The organism is Streptomyces johnsoniae (assembly GCF_031845565.1).
Classification (GTDB): Bacteria; Actinomycetota; Actinomycetes; order Streptomycetales; family Streptomycetaceae; genus Streptomyces; species Streptomyces johnsoniae.
In genome coordinates this window covers 102,938-125,234 of sequence record NZ_JAVREV010000005.1, presented here as the reverse complement: position 1 = coordinate 125,234, position 22,297 = coordinate 102,938, and the positions used below count along the sequence as shown (strand labels likewise).

At 70.4% G+C, this 22,297-nt stretch carries 19 protein-coding genes and 2 pseudogenes; 14 read left to right on the top strand and 7 right to left on the bottom strand.

Going from position 1 to position 22,297, the window contains the following annotated elements; translation table 11 throughout:
- Window positions 1–65: 65 nt before the first annotated feature.
- The gene (locus tag RM779_RS10705) at window positions 66–638 is read left to right on the top strand and encodes a dihydrofolate reductase family protein (RefSeq protein ID WP_311617442.1); all 573 of its coding nucleotides are present in this window, start codon (window positions 66–68) and stop codon (window positions 636–638) included.
- A gap of 60 nt (window positions 639–698) precedes the next feature.
- On the opposite strand, the gene RM779_RS10700 is transcribed toward RM779_RS10705, so the two are convergent.
- Window positions 699–1,745, bottom strand: coding sequence for a LacI family DNA-binding transcriptional regulator (locus RM779_RS10700; protein ID WP_311617441.1), 1,047 nt, complete (start codon window positions 1,743–1,745; stop codon window positions 699–701).
- Between the two features lie 161 nt (window positions 1,746–1,906).
- On the opposite strand from RM779_RS10700, the gene RM779_RS10695 reads away from it, so the two are divergent.
- From RM779_RS10695 to RM779_RS10675, 5 genes are all read left to right on the top strand, one after another.
- Window positions 1,907–3,229: an ABC transporter substrate-binding protein gene (locus RM779_RS10695; protein ID WP_311617440.1), complete on the top strand. Its 1,323-nt coding sequence runs from the start codon at window positions 1,907–1,909 to the stop codon at window positions 3,227–3,229.
- Window positions 3,226–4,164: a carbohydrate ABC transporter permease gene (locus RM779_RS10690; RefSeq protein ID WP_311617439.1), complete on the top strand. Its 939-nt coding sequence runs from the start codon at window positions 3,226–3,228 to the stop codon at window positions 4,162–4,164. The genes RM779_RS10695 and RM779_RS10690 overlap by 4 nt, the downstream gene beginning before the upstream one ends.
- A gap of 9 nt (window positions 4,165–4,173) precedes the next feature.
- Window positions 4,174–5,028 (top strand): carbohydrate ABC transporter permease, encoded by an 855-nt coding sequence (locus RM779_RS10685; protein WP_077063269.1) that lies wholly within the window; start codon window positions 4,174–4,176, stop codon window positions 5,026–5,028.
- Between the two features lie 23 nt (window positions 5,029–5,051).
- Window positions 5,052–7,403: an FAD-dependent oxidoreductase gene (locus RM779_RS10680; protein WP_311617438.1), complete on the top strand. Its 2,352-nt coding sequence runs from the start codon at window positions 5,052–5,054 to the stop codon at window positions 7,401–7,403.
- A 96-nt stretch (window positions 7,404–7,499) separates the two neighbouring features.
- Window positions 7,500–7,997: a TIGR02611 family protein gene (locus RM779_RS10675; protein WP_311617437.1), complete on the top strand. Its 498-nt coding sequence runs from the start codon at window positions 7,500–7,502 to the stop codon at window positions 7,995–7,997.
- Between the two features lie 211 nt (window positions 7,998–8,208).
- On the opposite strand, the pseudogene RM779_RS10670 reads toward RM779_RS10675, so the two are convergent.
- Window positions 8,209–8,751, bottom strand: a pseudogene (locus tag RM779_RS10670) (alpha/beta fold hydrolase); the annotation flags it as partial.
- 1,016 nt (window positions 8,752–9,767) lie between these two features.
- Here RM779_RS10670 and RM779_RS10665 point away from each other — a divergent pair.
- A complete protein-coding gene (locus tag RM779_RS10665) occupies window positions 9,768–11,192 on the top strand; it encodes a glycoside hydrolase family 16 protein (protein ID WP_311617436.1) in 1,425 nt (474 codons plus the stop codon).
- A 122-nt stretch (window positions 11,193–11,314) separates the two neighbouring features.
- Here RM779_RS10665 and RM779_RS10660 read toward each other — a convergent pair.
- Window positions 11,315–12,131 (bottom strand): annotated as a pseudogene (locus tag RM779_RS10660) (GNAT family N-acetyltransferase).
- 231 nt (window positions 12,132–12,362) lie between these two features.
- On the opposite strand from RM779_RS10660, the gene RM779_RS10655 reads away from it, so the two are divergent.
- Window positions 12,363–12,782 (top strand): CBS domain-containing protein, encoded by a 420-nt coding sequence (locus tag RM779_RS10655; RefSeq protein ID WP_311617435.1) that lies wholly within the window; start codon window positions 12,363–12,365, stop codon window positions 12,780–12,782.
- Between the two features lie 124 nt (window positions 12,783–12,906).
- On the opposite strand, the gene RM779_RS10650 is transcribed toward RM779_RS10655, so the two are convergent.
- Window positions 12,907–13,779 (bottom strand): hypothetical protein, encoded by an 873-nt coding sequence (locus RM779_RS10650; RefSeq protein ID WP_311617434.1) that lies wholly within the window; start codon window positions 13,777–13,779, stop codon window positions 12,907–12,909.
- Window positions 13,780–13,941: 162 nt separating this feature from the next.
- Between RM779_RS10650 and RM779_RS10645 the strand changes: the two genes are divergently transcribed.
- Both RM779_RS10645 and RM779_RS10640 read left to right on the top strand, forming a co-directional pair.
- Complete coding sequence (locus RM779_RS10645; RefSeq protein ID WP_311617433.1) at window positions 13,942–14,463, top strand: GNAT family N-acetyltransferase; 522 nt, start codon at window positions 13,942–13,944, stop codon at window positions 14,461–14,463.
- Window positions 14,464–14,574: 111 nt separating this feature from the next.
- On the top strand, window positions 14,575–14,955 hold the full coding sequence (locus tag RM779_RS10640; protein ID WP_311617432.1) for an ArsR/SmtB family transcription factor: 381 nt from the start codon (window positions 14,575–14,577) through the stop codon (window positions 14,953–14,955).
- Between the two features lie 28 nt (window positions 14,956–14,983).
- On the opposite strand, the gene RM779_RS10635 is transcribed toward RM779_RS10640, so the two are convergent.
- Window positions 14,984–16,183: an RNA-guided endonuclease InsQ/TnpB family protein gene (locus RM779_RS10635; protein ID WP_311617431.1), complete on the bottom strand. Its 1,200-nt coding sequence runs from the start codon at window positions 16,181–16,183 to the stop codon at window positions 14,984–14,986.
- Window positions 16,184–16,335: 152 nt separating this feature from the next.
- On the opposite strand from RM779_RS10635, the gene RM779_RS10630 reads away from it, so the two are divergent.
- Entirely contained in the window at window positions 16,336–17,394 is a 1,059-nt protein-coding gene (locus RM779_RS10630; protein ID WP_311617430.1) for a TIGR03086 family metal-binding protein, read from the top strand.
- A gap of 54 nt (window positions 17,395–17,448) precedes the next feature.
- On the opposite strand, the gene RM779_RS10625 is transcribed toward RM779_RS10630, so the two are convergent.
- Window positions 17,449–18,054 carry a flavodoxin family protein gene (locus RM779_RS10625; protein WP_311617429.1) on the bottom strand — a complete coding sequence of 202 codons (606 nt, stop codon included), beginning with the start codon at window positions 18,052–18,054 and terminating at the stop codon, window positions 17,449–17,451.
- A gap of 62 nt (window positions 18,055–18,116) precedes the next feature.
- Complete coding sequence (locus RM779_RS10620; protein WP_311617428.1) at window positions 18,117–19,922, bottom strand: protein kinase domain-containing protein; 1,806 nt, start codon at window positions 19,920–19,922, stop codon at window positions 18,117–18,119.
- 343 nt (window positions 19,923–20,265) lie between these two features.
- On the opposite strand from RM779_RS10620, the gene RM779_RS10615 reads away from it, so the two are divergent.
- From RM779_RS10615 to RM779_RS10605, 3 genes are read left to right on the top strand one after another with little or no spacing between them, the layout of a single operon-like run.
- A complete protein-coding gene (locus tag RM779_RS10615) occupies window positions 20,266–20,808 on the top strand; it encodes a hypothetical protein (protein ID WP_311617427.1) in 543 nt (180 codons plus the stop codon).
- A complete protein-coding gene (locus RM779_RS10610; RefSeq protein WP_311617426.1) occupies window positions 20,808–21,773 on the top strand; it encodes a hypothetical protein in 966 nt (321 codons plus the stop codon). The genes RM779_RS10615 and RM779_RS10610 overlap by 1 nt, the downstream gene beginning before the upstream one ends.
- Window positions 21,774–21,814: 41 nt before the next feature.
- Window positions 21,815–22,225, top strand: a complete 411-nt coding sequence (locus RM779_RS10605; RefSeq protein WP_311617425.1) for a peptidase inhibitor family I36 protein — start codon at window positions 21,815–21,817, stop codon at window positions 22,223–22,225.
- Window positions 22,226–22,297 lie beyond the last annotated feature (72 nt).

The window sequence follows — 22,297 nt, the reverse complement described above, 5'->3', positions numbered from 1 at the left end:
CACCGAACGCCGCGTGCACGAACGGCACCTGCCGGAAACCGGAAAACAGTCCTAGGAGACCTCAGATGCGTACCCTGATCAGCACCGCCTTCGTCTCGCTCGACGGAGTCGTGGAGGCCCCGGGCGGCGAGCCCGGCTACCGAAACTCGGGGTGGACCTTCAGGGACGTGGAGTTCCTGCCGGAGGCGTACGAGATCAAGGACCGGGAGCAGCGGGAAGCCGCCGCGTTGCTGCTGGGCCGGGTCAGTTACGAGGCGTTCAGCCCGGTCTGGCCGGGCATGGAGGACTTCGCCGACTACAAGGTGATGCCGAAGTACGTCGTCTCCACCACCCTCACCGAGGGCGATCTCGTTTCGGACTGGGGCGAGACGACGATCCTGCGCTCGCTCGACGAGGTCGCCGCGCTGAAGGAGACCGAGGGCGGCCCGATCATCGTCCACGGCAGCGCCGCACTCAACCGGAGCCTTTCGGACGCCGGTCTGATCGACCGCTACCACCTGCTCGTCTTCCCGCTGCTACTCGGCGCGGGCAAGCGGCTGTTCAGCGGCACGGACAAGGACACTCAGAAGCTGAAGCTCATCGAGCACGAGGTGTACGCGAACGGCCTGCAGAAGAACGTTTTCGACGTCGTCCGCTGACCGCGCCTCGGCTCTCGTGGCGGCGGTCCGCCCATGTCACCCCCGTGACCGCCGCCCGCGCTACCGGCCGGCCGTGCTGCGGCGGACCAGCAGCTGGTGCCCCATCCGCACGGTGCGGTAAGGGGCTTCGTCGCCCCGCGTGATCCGGTCGCCGAGCATGCGCATCGCCTCCCGCGCGATGCCGCGCTTGTCCGGCGCGACGGTGGTCAGCGGCGGGTTGCAGTACCGCGCCTCGTCGGTGCCGTCGAATCCGGCGACGGCCACGTCCTCGGGCACGCGCAGCCCTCGGCTCAGCACGGCGTGCACCGCGCCGACCGCCAGCATGTCGTTGAACGCGAAGACCGCGTCGGGTGGTTGGCCGCCGTCGAGCAGCGCCCCGGTCGCCGCTTCGCCCTGGGCGCGCGTGTAGGACGCCACCGCGGGCACGAGACCGGCGTCGAACGGCAGCCCGGCCTGCCCGAGTGCCGTCCGGTATCCCGCGAGCCTGCGGTGGCTGTTCTCCGTGCCGGGACCGCGCGGGTCGCCCACGGCGGCGACGCGGCGGCGGCCCGTGGCGAGGAGGTGGGCGACGGCCTCGCGCGCCCCGCCCTCGTTGTCCACCGTCACCACGTCGCCGGGCCCCTTGCCGCCCCGGTCGCCGAGCAGGACCAGCGGGCGGCCGGCCGCGTACTGGGACACCTGTGCGCCGTCCAGCGCCTGCGGGTAGAAGACCAGCCCGTCGGTGGGCGTCGGGCCGTAGCCCGTCAGCGCGCGCCGCTCCAGCTCGCGGTCGCCCTTCGTCTGCTCGATCAGCACCGTCCGGCCCAGGGCGGCGGCCTCGTCCATCATCAGCCGGGCCAGTTCGGCGAAGTACGAGTTGTCTATGGCGGGGATGGCGAAGGAGACGACGCCGGAACGCCCGGCGCGCAGGTTGCGGGCCGACGAGTTGGGCACGTAGCCGACCCGTTCGATGACATCGAGCACGCGCTCGCGGGTCGCGGCCGAGACATTGGGGGCGCCGCGCACCACATTGGACACCGTCATCACCGAGACCCCGGCGAGTGTGGCGACGTCCTTCAGCGACGGGCGCCAGCCGGGCCGGGCGGACCCTGGGGTTTCGCGTGGCATGGCGCCAGTATCGCCTGGCGGAAACCAGCCACGGCCGAGGGGGTTTACAAGCCAGGTTTAACGTTACACACTCGGGCGGTGTCCACCTCAGGACGCCCGTCCGGAGCGCTGCCGCGCGCCCGGACGCCGTCCGCCCTCGACTCCCGCACCGAGGCACCGTCATGCCGCAGCACACCGCCCGCACCCCGCCGCACCCCCGCCGTCCCCCGCGCCGGACCCTGCTCCGGCTCGCCGCCACCGGCCTGGTGGCGGCGGGCTGCGGTGGCGGCGGCGGTTCGGGGATGGCCGCCAGCTGGTGGGGCGACCCGGGCCTCAACGAGGCCCTCAACGAAGCCGTCGACGCCTTCCGCGCCGCCGGGGAGGGCCGCCCGCGCGTCAGGTCCGAGTTCCTGCCCTGGGACGGCTACTGGGACAAGCTCGCCACCCGCACCGCCGGCGGCGACGCCCCCGACCTGATGATGCAGGCCGCCACCTACCTGCCCGAGTACGTGGGCCGGGGCGCGCTCCGCCCGCTCGACCACTACCTGACCGGGGAACTGCGCCTGGACGGCGTGGACGAGAGCGCCCGCTCCACCGGCCGCTACCGGGGGCGGACCTACGCGGTCATCGCCGCCACCAACGCACTCACCGTCATCGTCAACCGCGACCTGCTGCGCGAGACCACCGGCCGGGACCTCCCGGAGGACCGCTCGTGGACCTGGGACGACCTGGAACGACTGGCCGAGGACGTGCACCGGGGCTCCGGCGGCGAGGTCCACGGCATCCAGGACGCGGGCGGCGACCTGATGGCGTTCCAGCTCTTCGTGCGGCAGCGCGGGCGTGAACTCTTCGACGAGGACGACCGGCCGGCCTTCCCCGCGGACTGGCTGACGGAATGGCTCGCGCTCTGGCAGCGGCTGCGCGACAGCGGTGCCGCGCCACCGCCCGACATGTCCGCGGAGAGCATCGACATGGCGGCCCAGAGCCCGATGGTGCGCCGCAGGGCCGCCATGACCTTCGGCTGGACGCAGGACATCGCCTCCTACGCCTCCCTGCTGGAAAGCGAGTACGGCGCGCTGCTCCCGCCGGGCCCCGCGCCCGGCGCGCCGGGGCGTGCCCGGCCGGGGCTGTGGGTCAACGCGGCGAGCCTGTGGTCCGTCGCCGCCGGCACCCGCCACCCGGACGTCGCGGTCGCGCTGGTCGACTTCCTCGTCAACGACCGGCGGGCCGAGGAACGGATCGGCACGCTGCTCGGCACCCCGCCGCGCGCCGAGGCGCGCGCCCGCGCCCGGGGAACGGCCGATCCGGTGACCCGGACGGGTCTTGACTACATGGACCGGGTGGCGCGGCACTCCACGCCGCTGCCCCGCGTGTGGCCGCTGGGCTTCACGGAGGCGCGCGACGAGTTCAACCGCTACAACCAGGACGTGGGCTTCGGCCTCCGTTCGCCCGAGGCGGCGGCGGGCGCGTACTACGACTTCGCCGCCGGGGTGGTGGCCGCATGAACGCGCTCACCCGCACCCGCACCCGCACCAGGCCCGGCCGCCGCCACCGCAACCGCCACAACGGCTGGGGCTACCTCTTCCTCGCGCCCTGGCTGCTCGGCTTCTTCCTCCTGGTCCTCGGCCCGATGGCCGCCTCCTTCGCGCTGTCCTTCACCGACTTCAACCTCTTCGACCCGCCGCACTGGATCGGCCTGGACAACTACAGCCACGCCTTCTTCGACGATGAACGGTTCTGGAACTCGCTGAGCGTCACCTTCAAGTACGTCTTCGCCTCGGTGCCCGCGCGTCTCGCGTTCGCCCTCGCCGTGGCCATGCTGCTCAACCGCGGTGTCGCCGGGCTGCGGGTCTACCGTGCCATCTACTACCTGCCGTCGCTCCTCGGCGGCAGCGTCGCCATCGCCGTGCTGTGGCGGCAGCTCTTCGGCTCCGACGGGCTGCTCAACCACGTGCTGTCCTGGTTCGGCGCGGACACCGGGCACTCCTGGATCGCGGACCCCGACACCTCGCTGCTGACGATGATCGTGCTGGCCGCCTGGCAGTTCGGCTCACCCATGATCATCTTCCTGGCCGGGCTGCGGCAGATCCCGTCCGAACTGTACGAGGCGGCCGAACTGGACGGCGCCGGGCCGTTCACCCGCTTCCGCTCGGTGACGCTGCCGCTGCTCAGCCCGCTGATCTTCTTCAACCTGCTGCTGCAAGTCATCGGCGCATTCCAGGCGTTCACGCCCGCGTACGTCGTCAGCAACGGCACGGGAGGTCCCTCGGACTCCACGCTGTTCTACACCCTCTACCTGTACGAGGAGGGCTTCACCCAGTTCCACATGGGCTACGCCTCGGCGCTGGCCTGGGTGCTCTTCGCCGTCATCGCGGTCTTCTCCGCGATCGCCTTCCTGACGTCCAGGTACTGGGTCCACTACGCGGACGTAAGGAGCTGACCGTTGTCCGTGCTCACCCGTCCCGCCGGGCCGCCGTCGCGGGCCTGGCGCCGCTTCGCCCTCCACGCGGCCCTGGCCGCCGGCGCGTTCATCACCATCTATCCACTGCTGTGGATGACGGGCAGCTCGCTGAAGCCGGAGAACCGCATCTTCAGCGAGACCTCGCCCGTGCCGGGCAGCCCCACGACCGAGCACTACCGCGAAGGCTGGCAGGCCGGCGGCGACTTCGGCACCTATTTCCTCAACTCCCTGACCATCTCGGTGCTCGCCGTGATCGGGAACGTCCTCGCCTGCTCGATGGCCGCCTACGCCTTCGCCCGGCTCGACTTCCGGTTCCGCAAGCTGTGGTTCGCGCTGATGCTGGCCACGATCATGCTGCCGTACCACGCGGTGCTGATCCCGCAGTACTTCCTCTTCCACGAGCTGGGCTGGATCAACTCGATCCTGCCGCTGGTCGTGCCCAAGTTCCTCGCCACGGACGCGTTCTTCATCTTCCTGATGGTCCAGTTCATCCGCTCGCTGCCGCCCGAGCTGGACCAGGCCGCCGCGGTCGACGGCTGCAACCCGCTCCAGATCTACCTGCGCGTCGTCTTCCCGCTGCTGCGCCCCGCGCTCGTGACCACCGCCGCGTTCACCTTCATCTGGACCTACGAGGACTTCTTCAGCCAGCTCATCTACCTCAACGACAGCAGCCAGTACACGGTCCCGCTGGGGCTGCGGATGTTCCTCAACTCCATGGGCGACTCCTCTTACGGCCAGCTGTTCGCCATGTCCGTCCTGACCGTCGTCCCGGTCTTCGTGCTCTTCGTCATCTTCCAGAAGCACCTGGTGGAGGGCATCTCGACCGGGTCCGTCAAAGGCTGAACCCCGCCAAGGAGACTCCGCTCATGCACAACCTCACCGAGTCCTACGACGTCGTCGTCTGCGGCGGCGGACTGGCGGGCCTGAGCGCCGCCGTCGCCGCGGCCAGGCACGGCGCCCGCACCTGCCTGGTGCAGGACCGCCCCGTCCTCGGCGGCAACAGCTCCTCGGAGATCCGGGTGGTGCCGCGCGGTGCCGCCATCTACCACGCCTACGCGCGCGAGACCGGCATCGTCTCGGAACTGCTGGCGAAGGAACGCGCCGCCAACCACGAGGAGATCTTCGAGAACGGCTGGACCAACGGCGTGTGGGACCTGGTCCAGTACGACCTGGTGATGCGCACCCCGAACCTGACACTGCACCTCAACACCACGGTGACCGGAGTGGACACCCGCGAGGGCCGGATCACCGCCGTCACCGCGCGCACCACGCACGCCGAGACGGAACTGACCCTCACCGGCGAGGTCTTCGTCGACTGCACCGGCGACGGCGTGGTCGCCGACCTCGCCGGCTGCGAGTGGCGCATGGGAACGGAGGGACGCGACGAATTCCGCGAGCCGCACGCCCCGGCGCACGCCTGCGACGACGTCATGGGCTCGTCCATCCACTTCAAGACCAGGGACGTCGGGCACCCGGTGGAGTTCCGCCTGCCCTCCTGGGCCGTCGAGTACCAGGACGCCTCGTTCTTCTACCAGGGCGGCCGGCGGCCCAGCACGCTGCGCGGCGGCTTCTGGTGGATCGAGATCGGCGTCCCCTGGCACACGATCCACGACAACGAGCGCATCCGCCACGAGCTGACCCGGCACGCCCTCGGCGTCTGGGACTGGATCAAGAACAAGGACCCGCAGCTGAAGGAACGTGCCGCCACCTACGCCCTGGACTGGATCGGCCAGCTGCCGGGCAAACGGGAGAGCCGCCGCATCATGGGCCTGCACCTGATGACCGAGCACGACCTGCGGCGCGAGGAGCCGTTCCCCGACGAAGTCGCCTACGGCGGCTGGAACATCGACCTGCACACACCCGGCGGCCTGCTCGCCGCGACCAGCGAGCCCACCGCCGCGGAGGGGCACGATCCGGCGGCCTCCGCGGCGGTGCGGGCGTACGTCGGCCCGTTCGGCATCCCGCTGCGGAGCCTTGTCGCGAAGGACGTCGGCAACCTCCTGATGGCCGGGCGGAACGTCAGCGCCACCCATGTCGCGCTCGGCTCCGTGCGGGTGCAGAACACCACGGCCGTCATGGGCCAGGCCGCGGGAACCGCCGCCGCCGTCGCCGTGCGCCGGGGCATCGCGCCCGTGCGCGTGCCGGACGAGGCCATCGGCGAAGTGCAGCAGACGCTGCTGCGGGACGGCTGCTTCCTGCCGAACGTCCGCAACGCCGACCCCGGCGACCACGCGCGCCTGGCCCGCGCGGTCCGCGCCAGCTCGCAGGCCGTGCTGCACGGCGCGGGACCGCACGACCCGTGGCGCGGCGAGGGCTGGGACCGCACCAGGAAGACCGGTCCTGACGACGCCGCCGACGAGCTGACGGCGCGCCGTGGACAGTGGATCGCGGCCGAGGTCGCCGACGGCCGCTACACCCTCGATGCGATCGAGGTGTGCCTGAGCAACGACACCGGCGAGGAACGCGAGGTCGCCGCCGCGCTGCTGCCCGTCGACCACATCTGGGACTACCGCGTCGCCCCGGCACCGCCGCTGGCCACGACCGTGCTGCGGGTGCCGCCCGGCCGCCACCACTGGGCCGAGTGGCGGCCGGACCTCGGCGGCGCCGACGCGGCGGAGGCGCTGCCCGGCACGGGCCACCGCTACCTGCGGCTCGACCTGGCGGCCACGCCGGGGGTGCGCTGGCACACCGCGAGCCGGGTGGAGCCGGGGCACGTCAGCGCGTTCGAGATGTCCAGCGGCCACCTGCGGCGCTACCGCAACGGCGTCACCGCCTCGTTCCGCGTCTCCCCACCGCAGGCCTGCTTCGGCCCCGCGAACGTCCTCAGCGGCGAGTCCCGCCCCCACCGGGCCGTCAACCTGTGGCGATCCGACCCGGCCAGGCCGCTGCCGCAGTGGCTGGAGGCCGAGTGGGACGAGCCGTTCGAGCTGCGCACGGTCCAGCTCACGTTCGCGGGCCACCTCATCCGCGACTACGAGACGTACGGGCCGCTCTACCGGGACCCGCAGTGCGCGCGCGACTACACGGTCGAGGTGTGCCGGGAACGGCCGGGCGAGCCCGCCGACTGGCACCCCGTGGTGACGGTGAAGGGCAACCACCAGCCCCGGCGCCGCCACGCCCTCAGGACCCCGGTTTCCGCCCGCCGGCTGCGCGTGGTCGTCCAGGCCACCAACGGAGATCCCTCGGCGGCGCTCTACGAACTGCGCTGCTACTCCTGAGGCGGGCTGCCACTTGCCTCCGATGTCACCGAGCGACATTCTCAAGGGTGACAGCGCTAGCCGCCGCTAAGGGGTTGACCTTTCGCAATGAGCCACATGGACATGCAGAGTCCCGACCGGATCGCCCAGCCGCAGGAGCGCGACGTCGCAGCCGCATCGGACGACGTCGCCGTGCCCGCGGCGGACGGCCCGGGCGAAGTCGGCGAACTCGTGGCAGTTGCGAAACCGCTGGGCTCCCGGGCGCCGGAGTTCGTGAAAAGCTCCCGCCCCCTCCACCTGGGCTGGCAGGTCGGCGTCTTCCTGGTCGGCCTGCTGGTCGTCGTGACCGGGGTGATCCTGCTGCCGCTGCCAGGGCCCGGCTGGCTGGTGATATTCGCCGGCATGGCGATCTGGGGCACCGAGTTCGTCTGGGCCCAGCTGGTACTGCGGTGGACCAAGCGCAAGGTCGCGGAGGCCGCGCGGCGCGCCCTCGACCCCAAGGTGCGCCGCCGCAATATTGCCCTGACCTCGGTCGGCGGCGTGATCTGCGCCGTGCTGCTGTCGGTGTACCTGTGGAAATTCGGCATCGCCATGCCCTGGAGCATCGAGGACTGAGTACGGACGGCTCGGCCGCGGGAAAGCCGCCCTCCCCCTCGCGGCGCGAGGCCGCGATCTCGGTCAGTCGCGGTAGCCCGCGGCTCCGGGCGGGGGGCCTGGCCCGGCAGTCGCGACGACTGCCGGGCGGGTGCGGCCTCGTACCAGGTCGTACCGGGTTGAACCGGGTCGTACCGGGTTGAACCGGGTTGAACCGGGTTGAACCAGGTCGTCAGCCGGCGGCCTGCGAGACGACGGTCTCGACGGCCTCGACGGCGATCTCGGGCGCCTCCAGGTGGATGTCGTGCCCGCTGTCCTCGGCGACGCTCAGCTCGCTGTTGGTGGACATCGTCGCCCAGTCCTGCTGGCCCTTGGTCCAGTCCTCCTCAAGGCCCGGTCCGTACTCGGGGTCCAACGCCGCGAGGTACTGCTGCCCGTGCTGGATCACCCGCACCGGGATGTCGCCGACGGAAGCGACCTCCCCGTCGGCGAAGACGAGCTGCTCCGGGTTCTCCCCCGCGTATACCGCCAGGGTCTCGGCGCGCAACTGGGCTGCCGCGCCGGTGGCGGACTCCGGAATCCTGGCCTCCATGTCGGCGATCGCGGTGGGCGAGGTGGCGTCCAGCAGGACCAGGCCCCGGACCCGGTCCTGGTGGTCGGGGGCGTACCTGGCGGCGATCAGTCCTCCCATGGAATGCCCGGCCAGGACGACCGGCTGGTCGCCGACGACCTCGTCGAGCACCCCGGTCAGTGTCTCCCCGACGGCGTCGTAGTCCTGGGGACCCTGCGGCTGGTCGCTGCCACCCGCGCCGAGCCGGTCGTAGGAGCAGACCCGGCCCTCGGGCGCTCAGCGTCTCCTGGAAGTCGGCCATCGTGGCCAGATCGTTGCCGCCGCCGTGCAGCAGAACGACGACCGGCCGGCCCTCGGCCGGGCTGCCGGAGCAGGAGACGTTCACCGAGTAGCCCCCGACAGTGATCTTTTCCGTCCCGGTGAGCAGGCCCTCATCGGCCTCCGGCGAAGGCGTGGCGGGGGTGGACGATTCCGCATTCGATCCCGAATCCGTATCCGTATCCGTATCCGTATCGTCACAGCCGACAAGCCCGACACCGGCCACGGCACAGCACAGCGCGATCGCGGCAGATGTCCCGATCTTGTTGCCGGTCACAGTTTCCTCCAACGAGATGGTTTGGCGCTAAAAAGGGTGATTCACGCGGCACGGCGGGAACCGGCACCGCATGAAAGAGAAATGACGAATGGCCGGTCAACCGCTTCGCGCGAGTCGTCGTCACGTTGACGACGCGACAAAGGTTAGAGACGCCCACCGCGGCCCTACATGGGCCTGGGCCCCCTGCCATCAGGGGGCTGGTGCCACTGCGCCCGGCGTTGAGACAGTGGGGCGGTGGGGGAATGAGTGACGCTCCTGACGGATGAATGCCGGCCAGGGTCAACCTATCCGCCCGGCGCTTCGCGCGGTTGTCCGCTCGCGCAAATTCATCTGCCTCGTCCGGGACTTCGCCGCCCGCGGTCGGCGGTCTTCGACAACTGAGTGCACGGACACCAGACTTGCTGCGGCGCGACGTCGGCAGCCAGTGAGGTCTGTCACCGCCTTTCCTTACATCTGTCATGCGGACGCGCTCCGGCAGGCGCCGCGCGGCGCGCGTCTGGGATTGACGGCTCCGGCGGGCAGGGCTACAACACCCGGTGAGAGCGCTCTCATTCGTCGGCGCGGCGCGCGCCGGCCGATCCCGCACCTCCCGTTGGCAGGAAGGCGCTCACCCATGTTCAGATCCATGGAATTCCGAAGAGCCACCCCGCTGGCCACCGCACTCGCCGTGCTGCTCGGCCTCGTCGCCGCGCTGCTCGCGGCGCCGCCCGCGCGCGGCGCGGTGCCGTCCCTCCCCGGTTGGACCCTCCAGTGGAGCGACGACTTCACCGGTTCGTCCGGTTCCCTGCCCTCCTCGACGAACTGGCAGATCGACACCGGCCGTTCATATCCCGGCGGCCCTGACGCCTGGGGAACGGGCGAGGTCCAGACCTACACCGACTCCCCCGCCAACGTCAGCCTCGACGGCGGCGGCAACCTGCGCATCACGCCGCTGCGGGACGCGGCGGGGAACTGGACCTCAAGCCGCATCGAAACCCGCCGGGCGGACTTCAAGGCCCCGGCGGGCGGCGTGCTGCGGATCGAGAGCCGCCTCCAGATGCCCAACGTCACCGGGGCCGCCGCCCTCGGCTACTGGCCCGCGTTCTGGGCGCTGGGCTCCCCCTACCGCGGCAACTACTGGAACTGGCCGGGTATCGGCGAGTTCGACGTGATGGAGAACGTCAACGGGATCAACTCCGTCTGGGGGGTGCTGCACTGCGGGGTCGCTCCCGGCGGACCCTGCAACGAGAACAACGGCCTGGGCGCCAGTCGCGCCTGCCCCGGCAGCACCTGCCAGTCCGCGTTCCACACCTACAGCTTCGAGTGGGACCGCTCGGCCAGCCCCAACCAGCTGCGCTGGTACGTCGACGGCCAGCTCTACCACAGCGTCTCCCAGAACCAGCTCGACGCCACCACCTGGTCCAACATGACGGATCACGCGGGGTACTTCATCCTGCTCAACGTCGCGATGGGCGGCGCCTTCCCCGACGGCGTCGCGGGCCACGCCACCCCGACGGCGGCCACCGTTCCCGGCCGTCCCATGCTGGTCGACTACGTCGCGGTGTGGACACGCGGCGGTGGCGGCACCGAGCCGCCTGGCCCGAGTTCCACCCTGCACCTGCGGGAGGGCGGTGCGCTCGGCACGGCGGGCGGTTCGGCCTCCTCCGTGACCCTGGCGTCCGCCGGCGGCGGGAACCACGACGGCACGCCGCACCAGCCGCAAACGTTCACCGCCTCGAACGTCACCGGCGCCTACAACGGCGGCGCCACCGCCTTCGACCTCTTCGTGGACGCGGGCACCTCGATAGCCAACGGGCAGCAGGTGCGCGTCTCCTACGACAGGACCGGGGACGGCAGCTGGGAACGGGTGGAGACCTACGCGTACTTCGCGACCGATCCGGTCCCCGGCTGGGAGCACTACACCGAAGCCCGCGGATTGCGTTCTGCCAGTGGCAGTCACGGCAATCTGGCGGGCGGCCGGGTCAGGGTCGAAGTATGGAACGCCATCGGCGGAGGCACCTCCGCTCTCGGCACCGGTAACCAGTCGTTCGTGCGCATCCCCTACGAGTGACCCCTTTTCGCGAGTGACCTTTTCCGTCCGGCCGTCCCCCGCGGGGGACGGCCGGACACCCCCCTGGGGCACGTGAAGATTCGATGGAAAGAATGAAGGAATGACCCCGCCCCCGCACTCGGTCAATTCCAGGTCATGTGGATCACGCGGCCGAAATTGAGGTATCCGGCCCGCCGGAAGGCTTCCGCCATGGGGACGTTGCCGAGGTCCGTGGCCGCGCGGATGCGGGGGACGTCCTGCCCGGCGAGGACCCGGGTGCCCTCGGCGAGGATGTCGTCGATGTAGCCGTTGCCGCGGTGCCGGGGCAGGACCGCGATGTAGGCGATGATCGGGTTGTAGTCGTTGCGGGCCGGGATGACGAATCCGACGGGCTCGCCATCGGGCAGTGTGGCGACGCGCCACCAGTCCCGCGGGCTGGTGTAGCGCGCGAGTTCGTCCTCGTAGTGCCTGACGGCCACTTCGCGGGCGGACATCCGGGGCAGGACCGCGCGGCTGTGGGCGTCCAGCGTCCCCTCCAGGACCGAGGCCATCAGATCCACGAGCTCCCCGGCGTCGTGGACCGGCCGGAAGGCAAGGCGCCCGCTGGGCTCGGGAACCGGCGATCCCGGGCGCCATTCCAGCCGCAGCCGTTCGACGAGGAGCCGGGCACCGGTCCGTTCCAGAATCGCCATCCGGTCCTCGACGGCCTGTCTGGTGGCCGCGCTCGCCCGCCAGTCCGTCGGGGCGTGGTGTGTCACCGGCCGGTCGGCTCCACCAGGCCGCCCGCGCGAGCGGACGGTCACCGCGCAGGGCGACCCACATCCGCTCCGGACGCCTGCGGCGGGCGGCAAGGTCGTCCGCCAGTTCCTCGTTGAGGAGGTAGGGCAGCCGGGAGAAGAGGCCGAGTTCTTCGCGTCCGGTGATCGGACGCAAGATCAGGTCGTTCGTGTCGCTGGTCAAGGCAGGCTCCGGGTCAGACGCGGCCCTGGCCGCGCACGGGGATCATGGGCTCATCCCGCCGCCGGCCGGCCGCACATCCGGGCCCGCCGGGGCGTGGCGCGCCGGGAGATCGGGGTACCCGGGGCGCGCTGCCGCTCACTCCGGCCGGGCCGATCGGTCCGGTAGGTCCGATCGGTCCGGTAGGGGCGGGCTTGCGACAGCACCCGCACAGCATCGGCGAGGAGGAAGCACATGGCACAGCAGATCCGGGACATCATGACGGCCGATCCCGTGGAGGTGGCCCCGCACGTTCCGGTGGTGGATGTCGCGCAGCGGATGCGTGATGAGGACATCGGGGCCGTGCTCGTCATAGAGGACGGCTATCTGCGAGGGCTGGTCACCGACCGTGACCTGGTGGTACGGGTCCTGGCGGAGGGGGACGGCGTCGGCGGCCGCACGGTGGGCGAGGCATGCAGTGAGGATTTGCTCACCGTGGCCCCCGACGACGATGTGAGCCGCGTGATCACGCTCGCGCGGCACCGGGCCGTCCGGCGCCTTCCCGTGGTCGAGAACAACCAGCCGGTCGGCATCGTCTCCCTGGGCGACCTGGCCGTCGAGCGGGACACCGATTCGGCTCTGGCCGACATCAGCGCCGCCGATCCCAACGAGTAGCGCCGGGCAGGCGAGAGGGCCGGGCCCGCCCGCGGCCCGGCGTTCCGGCGTTCCGGCGTTCCGGCCTTCCTGCCGGTGACGCCGGAACGGACGCCTGCCGCAGGTGCGCCGCGGGCCCCGGGCCTCAGCCGAGGGGGAACGGGTTGTCGTGTGCCGCGAGGTCGTCGATGTGAACGGTCTGCTCGGCGGGCGGCGCGTCGATGGCGGTGGGCCGACCGTAGTCCGTCCAGTCGACGCTGACGGACATGCGCTGGCCGCCGACTGCCTCGAATTCCATGTCGTTCGTCAATCGCAACAGGTAGGGCTCGCCCTCCGCCGCGATCAGAAACGTCCCGGTGGCGATGCCCAATGGGTGACTTTCCGTCACGTGGATGGTCACGGCCCGCTGCCCGTCATGCCTGGTCTCCTCCCCCATCCGGTAGCTGTACTCGGTGTCCGGATCGTCTCCGGCCAGCTGGGCGAGACCGGCGTCGCAGCCGGAGCCGCTGCCCGCAAAATCGGGATGGTCCCGCGGACCACGGACGTAGGCGCCCGCGTACGCGTCAACCGTGTCCTGGCCGCCTTCGGCTCCCCACCAGTACAGCTCGGCAGGCCGAATCCACACCTCGTCGCCGATGTGGATGTGCTCCGTGGCACCGATATCCGGAAACTCCATGCTCTGCGTGCAGCGATCTCCGGAGACGACCGTCTCCATGGTCACCTGCCGACCCCCGGTCTCCATCACCGCACTGGAGTGCACCTCCGAGACGTCGGCGACGGCCTGCGCGGAACGTTCCAGCCACTCCATGGCTTCGTCTTCCGACTCGGGCAGCGCCTCGGGTTCGACCGCGTCCGCGTCGCTCTCCGGCTCGCCCCCCGATTCGCTCTCCGGCTCGGGTTCCGGCCGCTCCACGGCCGCCCGGGGGGTCGCGGTGCCCTCTGCCGCGTCGGCGGGGAGGTCGAGCCGCTGGCTGCCGCACCCGGCCACCGACACCAGAACCGCCCCACCGATTACCACGCGCCGTAATGACGTTCTCACACAGCCCTCTTCACGCAATGAGACTGATCATCTTACAAGTTGCCGCACATAGGGCGGGTTTCGTGACTGAATGGTGGAGGCAACTCGCCGGGCTGCTTCGACGTGTGCCAACGTGGAGCGACGCCTAGTAGGGAAGCGTGCATGCGCGACACCTCCACCGCCGGCTCCGCCACGGCCGCCGTCGGGCCGATGCGGCCGGACCACGCCCCTCACGTGCTGGCCATCTATCAGGCCGGAATCGACGAAGGCAACGCCACCTTCGAAACGGCCGTGCCCTCCTGGAGCGCCTTCGACCGGGCGAAACTGCCCGACCACCGCTTCGTCGCCCTCGGCGCCGACGGCCGGGTCGCCGGCTGGGTCGCGGTGAGCCGCGTTTCGCCGCGCGCGGCCTACGCCGGCGTTGTCGAACACTCCGTCTACGTGCACCCGGCCGCCCGCGGGCAGGGCATCGCCCGCGCGCTGCTGGACGCGCTGATCACCTCCACCGAGGCCGCCGGCATCTGGACCATCCAGTCGGGCATCTTCCCCGAGAACACGGCCAGCCTGGCACTTCACACCCGGGTCGGATTCCGCGTCATCGGCACCCGGGAACGCGTCGGCCGCCACCACGGCCGGTGGCGGAACGTCACCCTCATCGAACGCCGCAGCCCCGCCATCACCTGAGGGGCACCCCGGGCACGAGGGAAAACGCCTTACACAACCAAACGGTTGACCACATCCGAGGCCCCACCCTAAGCTTTATTCAACCAATCGGTTGAAGGCGGGAGGTGTGACGTGTCCGACGACCGGCTTTCCCGCGTGTTCTCCGCGCTGGCCGACCCGACCAGGCGCGACATCGTGGCCCGGCTCGCCGCCGGGGACGCAACGGTCGGCGAGCTGGCCGAGCCGTACGACGTCACCGTGCAGGCCGTGTCCAAGCACATCAAGATCTTGGAGGACGCCGGCCTGGTCAGCCGCAGCAGGGACGCCCAACGGCGGCCCTGTCACCTCCGGGCGGAGGTCTTCGACCTGATGACGAAGTGGATCGAACGGTACCGGCGCGAGGCGGAGGACCGTTTCCGCCGGCTGGACGCCGTTCTCGAGCAGCTGGACGAGCGGTCCGTGCCGGGCACCGGCACCGGCACCGACACCCGGACGGAGGAAGCGGCATCTTGACTTCTTCCCCCTCGTGAACGAGGGGTTCTCATGGCTCGCGCCGTGAGGGTTTCTGCTTCGTTGCCGACTGCCCGCCCGGAGTTCTCCGTTGAGGTCTTACACCGGCTCCACAGACAGACGCCGCCAGCCCGGCGGCCTTGAGGTTCTTCGCCGCGTTCACGTCCCGGTCGTGGGCCGTGCCGCAGGTCTCGCACGTCCAGGTGCGGACGTTCAGCGGCATCGCCCGGGTGAGGGTGCCGCAGGCCGAGCACAGCTTGGAGGAGGGGAAGAAGCGGTCGACCGCGATCACCTCACGGCCGTACCACTGGGCCTTGTACTCCAGCATCGTGCGGAACTGGCGCCACGCCGCATCCGATATGGCGCGGGCCAGCGTGCCGTTCTTCACCATGTTCCGAACGGACAGGTCCTCGATCACGACCACTTGGTTTTCGCGGACGAGTCGGGTGGACAGCTTGTGCAGCAGGTCACGGCGCCGGTCGGCGATCCGGGCGTGGATGCGGGCGACCTTCCTGCGGGCCCTGGCCCGGTTCGCTCCCTCGCCCCTGGCCTTGCGGGCAAGGTCCCGCTGCGCCTTCGCCAGACGGGCCCGGTCACGGCGTTCATGCCGGGGGTTGGTGATCTTCTCCCCGGTGGAGAGCGTCAGCAGGTGGTCCAGGCCGACATCCACCCCGACCGCCGTATCGGCGGCCGGAAGCGGCTCGACGGCCGGGTCCTCGCACAGCAGGGACACGAACCAGCGTCCCGCGCCGTCCTGCGAGACGGTCACCGTCGAGGGCTTCGCACCCTCGGGCAGGGGACGGGACCACACGATGTCCAGCGCCTGAGCCATCTTCGCCAGGGTGATCCTGCCGTCGCAAAAGCGGAACGCGCTGGTGGTGTACTCCGCGCACTTCCGCGACGTCTTGCGGCTCTTGAAGCGCGGGTACCTGGCCCGCTTGGCGAAGAAGTTGCTGAATGCCGTCTGCAAGTGCCGCAATGCCTGCTGAAGCGGAACCGAGGAGACCTCGTTGAGGTAGGCCAGCTCCCCGGTCTTCTTCCACGCCGTCAGCATCGCCGACGTCTGGTTGTAGTTGACCCGCTCCTGCCTGGCCCACGCCTCCGTGCGGGCGGCGAGCGCCAGGTTGTAGACCTTCCGCACGCACCCGAACGTCCGGGCAAGCTCGGCGGCCTGCTCCGGGGTCGGATAGAAGCGGTACTTGAACGCCCGCTTCACGTGCACGGTCGGCATGGATCACACACTAACGTGCCAGCTTGTGACCATTGCGGGTGATGGGCGGTGAACGGCGCACCCCGGCGGCGATGCGCCCCTCCTCCTCCTGCACCGCAGAGGTTCACTTCCTCCCCCCGCGCAAACGCGGGGGTCTCCGCGAAAGGACTCTGATGAACAGCACGAACACCACGAACGGCACGGGCACCGACCGTCGCGGCGAAACGCAGATCGCGGCCGACCCGGCGCTTCCCACCCTCGTGATCACCCGGGAGTTCGACGCTCCGCCCGAGCGCGTGTTCCGGGCATACACCGACCCCGACCTGGTCATTCAGTGGCTCGGCCCGCGTCAGCTCACCATGCGGATCGACCGGTACGACGCGCGCAGCGGTGGGTCGTACCGCTACGTGCACCGCGCCGACGACGGGACCGAGTACGGCTTCTACGGCGTGTTCCACGAGGTGCGCCCCAACGAGCGGATCGTGCAGACCTGCACCTTCGAGGACGTGCCGGACGGCGTCAGCCTGGAGACGGCCGCCTTCGAGGACCTCGGTGGCCGCACCCGCTTGGTCGCCACCTCGCTCATGGAATCCGTCGAGGCCCGCGACGCGATGCTCGCGAGCGGCGCCGAGGGCGGCGTCCGAGAGGGCCACGAGCGGCTCGACGAGCTGCTCCGCGGCACGCAGGCAGCCGATGAGCACCGCAGGATCTCACGTGTCTTCACCGACCGGGTACACGGCGTGCCTCCGGGGGCGTGGGACAACACGGCGCCGTGCGAGGGATGGGTCGCCCGTGACGTGGTGCGACACCTCGTCGAGTGGTTCCCCGACCTGCTGAGGAACGGCGCCGGCATCGAGCTGCCGAAGGGGCCGTCGGTGGACGACGACCCGGTGGCGGCCTGGACGGTCCACAACGACGCGGTACAGGCCCTTCTCGACGATCCCGCCACGGCGGAGAAGATGCTGTCGAACCCGCACATCGGGGAGGTCCCGCTGGACCAGGCGGTCGACCGGTTCTACACCGCCGATGTCTTCATGCACATCTGGGACCTGGCCCGGGCCACCGGCCAGGACGAGAAGCTCGACCCCGGCAAGTGCGCCCAGCTGCTCGAAGGGATGATGCCGCTCGACGAGGTGCTCCGCGGCAGCGGGCAGTACGGCCCTCGGGTCGAGGTGCCCGAGAGCGCCGACGTGCAGACCCGCTTGCTCGGCTTCATCGGCCGCACCCCCTGACCTCCGGCGGCCCCCGCGGCCCGGCGCCCCGAGCCGGGGCGCCGGGCAGGTGCCTCAGCCCGGCGGCGGGCCCAGCGGGGTGACGGCCAGGGCCCGCGCCGTTCCGACGAGATTGGCGGCCATGTAGCGGGCCGACTTCTCCGCGAAGTCGTGGCCACGCTGGTCGTCCAGGTAGTCGGGCCCGGACCCCGGGCCGAGGTGCCAGTAGGTCCACGCCTGTCCAGGCGCCGTGTAGCCGATGTCGCCGAGAGCCCCGTGGATCTCGCTGATGACGTGGTGGGCGCCATCCTCATTGCCGGTCACGACCACCCCCGCGACCCGGTTGTAGGCCACCGGACGGCCCTGGTCATCGGTTTCCGACAGCATGGCGTCCATCCGTTCCAGGACCCGCTGGGCCACCGAGGAGGGCCGTCCCAGCCACGTGGGGGACGCGATGACGAGGATTTCCGCGGCGAGCAGCCGTTCGCGCACGGCGGGCCAGTCGTCACCGCCGCCCATATCACTCTCGACGCCCGGTTTGATGTCCAGATCGACGGCGCGCACCAATTCCGTTCCGACGCCGTGCCCCTCCAATTGCTGGATGACCACGTGTGCCAGCGCTTCGGTGTTCGACGGCTGTGGTGACGGTTTGAGGGTGCAGTTGATCACGATGGCTCTCACATGCCGCCGGGTACCCGCCTCCTCCGGAACCGAACGTGGCCATCCGGGTGGATGAGCGGACGTCAGAATCGCAGGGACCAGGAGTTGAGGGTCCCTTCGTCGGCCGCAGCGGTGTCGTCGATGCGCAGAGTCCACGTACCACTGGCACCCACCGCGGAAGCATCCACCGAATACTCATGAGGCCCCTCAAACGCCTCCAACTCGAACACCGTGCCATCCGGAGACACCAACTCCACCTCCAGATCCCCGATGTACGAATGGGTCACATCCACCGAAACCCCCAAAGACCCCGGAGCGTTCCCCTCGACACCCACCACATCAATCCTCGACTCCGCCATCTCATTGTCCACAATCGAGACCGACCCCGAACTACTGAACAACCCGCCACCCGAAGAACCTTGCTGCCCCACCGAACTCGTCCCAAAACTCAACGACCACGAGTTAAGAGTCCCCTCATCGACCGCAGCGGTGTCGTCGATGCGCAGAGTCCACGTACCACTGGCACCCACCGCGGAAGCATCCACCGAATACTCATGAGGCCCCTCAAACGCCTCCAACTCGAACACCGTGCCATCCGGAGACACCAACTCCACCTCCAGATCCCCGATATGCGAATGGGTCACATCCACCGAAACCCCCAAAGACCCCGGAGCGTTCCCCTCGACACCCACCACATCAATCCTCGACTCCACCTCTTCGAGATCGCCGATCGAAACCGGCCCCGTACTGCTGAACGCCCCGCCGGCCGACGAGCCCGTGCCGGTCTCCGAGTCCTCTCCCTGGTTGACGGTGACCAGCACGGCCACGAGCACGCCGAGGGCGAGGGCCACGAGCCAGCCGAGCCACTTCTGCACCGAACCACCGGATGATGCCGGCGCCGGGGTGCCGCCGACCGGTGCGACAGGCGGCAGGGGTATGACCGGCGGTGGCGGCAGGGCCGTTGCCGTGCGCATGGCCTCGGGCGGCGTCAACGACGTCTCCGTGACGACCGCGGTCGGCGGGGCGGCGGCGTGCGGCGACGTGACCTCGGACGGCGTGACGTCCGGCATCGGGGAGTCGAGCAGGGCGAGTGCCTCGGCGACCGTCGGGCGGTCCTCGGGCGCCTTGGCCAGCAGCCGCGTGATGAGGGGCGTCAGCGTCCCCGCGCGCTGCGGCGACGGGGGGTCCTCGTAGGCAACCGCGTGCAGCGACGCGGGCGTGGAGTCGCGGTCGAAAGGCGAGGCGCCCTCGACGGCTTCGTGCAGCGTCACCCCCAGGGAGAAGAGGTCGCTCGGCGCCTGCCCCTTCTCGCCGTGGACACGTTCCGGTGCCATGTAGGGGGCCGAGCCGACGACACTGCCCGTGACGGTGAGCGAGACGTCCGTGTCGTGGGTCGCGATCCCGAAGTCGGTGAGCAGAATCTCGCCGTTGTCGGCGAGCATGACGTTGGCCGGCTTGATGTCACGGTGCACGATCCCCGCCCGGTGCGCCGCGTCGAGCGCCTTGAGCAGGGCCCTGGCCACGTCGGTGGCCTCGCGTACGGACAGTGGTCCTGACTCCCGGACGCGGGCGTTCAGCGCACGGCCCACGACGAGCTGCATGACCATCCACGGAATCTCGTCCTCGACGACGACATCGTGCACGCTCACGATGTTGGGGTGGTCGCGCAGCCGGGCGGCGTTGAGGACTTCGCGTTCGGCCCGCTTGAGCCGTTCCTCCCGCTCGGTGGGCGACGCGGACAGCGGCAGGAGCAGTCCCTTGACCGCCACGTCCGTCTGGAGCCGCTGGTCGCGTGCCTTCCAGACCTTCCCGAACCCGCCGCTGCCGATCGGCTCCGTCAGCTCGTACCGCCCGCCGATCAGCTTTCCCGGTCCCACGGCGTGGTCCATGCCGAGCACCCCCCGTGTGGTCGAACGACGTGGCAGGTGAACAGCGTAGATGACAGCGTCAGGTCAGGTCACGGCTCAACTCCCGCTTACGCGCCGGTAGATCAGCCCGGTCGCGCGCCGGGCCGCCCGAGCACCGGTTCCGCCCCCGCGAGGCACTCGGCAACGGAATGGGGCACCTATAAAAGAGATGCAATTCGCAATCAATAAAAGAACAAGCGCTTTACGCAGGCATCTCAACTCCTTGACCCCGGACGGTGGTCACAGTAACTTCACATCTTGCCCAATACCGCGGCCGACGGCGAATCGACAGGAAAGCCATAGTCTGACATCTGGAGGAATTCACGTGGCGAGACGCAGCGCGCTCCGCGCAGGAGTGCTGTCGCTGGCGGCAATATCCATGGCATTGTCGGCGCCCGCGAGCGGACAGGCCCGGGAGAGCACCGAGGGCAGCGTGGGTGTGCAGGCCATCTACGAGGACGACCAGTGCACCATGACCACCGCCTGCATGGCCATCTTCTACAACAGCCGCGGCAACGACGGGGTTTTCGACAGCCCTTGTTTCATCACCAACAAAAATCTGTACTCGCACAACGGGCACACGATCCAGCACGGGACCACCACCTTTGATGTCCTGTATCAGTTCTCGCACGGCCGCATCTGGGACGACACCGGATGGTCCGGCGCGAACGGACACAAGTGCGGGGGCCCGGCCACTGGTTCCGGCTACTCGCTGAAGAATGACGCCGCCGGAGCCGTGAACGCGGACAGCCGCCACCACCGCATCTATTACAACACCGGATATCAGGGCACCTCGCAGACCATCGAGGGTTCGGAAAATCTCGTCCCCGCTCTCAAGAACGACAACGCCAGCAGCAGGAGGCTCTGATGAGAGCGACCCGCGGTCTGCTCGTACCTCTTTCCCTGACCCTGCTCACCCTGCTCGCCGCCGCCGGCTGCGGCCGGCCGGCGGCGGCCGGGGACGCCCCCGCCGCCCCGCCGGGCACCGGGCAGGCGCCGCAGCACGCCACCGGCCCTCGCGTCGTCCAAGAGGACTGGCCCGCCGAGGTGCCGGAGAGCGGCCTCGCCGCGGGCCTGGCGCTGCCGATCGAGGCGTACCTGCCGACGTACGCCGAGACGATCGATGCCCAACTGGCCAGGGACACGGCCGAGACCGCCTGCATGAACAGGTTCGGCTTCGCCGGCTGGCGGACCGAGCCGCTGGGCACCGCGCCGCCCCCGGCGAACACTTCGGCCAACATGCCGCGGCGGTACGGCCTCACCGACATCGAGGAAGCCGGCCGGTACGGCTACCACCTTCCGGAGTCACCGACCGCGGAGCCGTCCGCCGCCACGCGCACGGCGGACGAGGAGGCCGTCCTCACCGGACGGACCGGTGCCGGAGCGCTGTCCGCCTTCGGCGGCGACCCGGTGCCCGCGGGCGGCTGCCTCGCCGAGGCCGCGGACGCGGCCGGCGGCCTGAACGCGGACCTGGCCGAGGAGATCAGCGGGCAGAGCTTCACCGAGTCCCAGGAGACCGCCGCGGTGACCGGGGCCATGGCGGCCTGGTCGGACTGCATGGCCGGGCAGGGCTACGCGCTGAACACCGTCTGGGACACCGACGCCCACTACGACACCCTCGCCCCCGCGGCGGACGCCGCGGAACGCGACCTCGCGGTCGCCGACGTGAGCTGCAAGCAGGAGACCGGGCTCGTCGCGATCTGGTTCGAGACGGAGAGCGGAATCCAGGAGCGGCTGATCGAGGAGAACCGGCAGGCGCTCACCGAGGCCGCCGAACGCAACGGCCGCGTGCTGGCCGACGCCGCCGAACTGACCGGCCAGGCAGCCGGCTGACACGGCCCTCCCGGGCCGCCTGACAACTTACGGAGGACCCCATGCGCAAGATCCTTACCGCCCTCGGCACCACCGGCCTCATGGCTGGCCTGATGCTCGGCGCCCCGGCGCAGGCCCAGGCCGTGGAGGCGGCGGCCTGGGAGTGCCCGACGAAATCCGTCTGCTTCTACACGGGCGCGGGCGGCACCGGCCAGCGCTGCGCATGGCCGGGCGCGCAGAACGACCCCGACTGGCGCAGCGGCGACCTGAAGTGCTCCTGGGCCGGCTCCCGGCCCGTCGGTTCCCTGCGCGTCATGCCGAACGCCGCGGGGTCCGTGAGCCACTACCCCGACGCCAACTACGGCGGCGGGCGCACCTGTCTGACCTCGGGCGCCGCCGGCCTCCAGGTCAGCTTCAAGTCCATGCCGCGCGTCCTGTCCCACAAGACCAGCTCCTCCGGCTGCTCCGTCTGAGCCGGCGCGGCCGCGCGTGCGGCCGCCCCCGTTCCCCTCAAGTCCCGGCCCTCCGGCGGCGTTCGGCCGCCG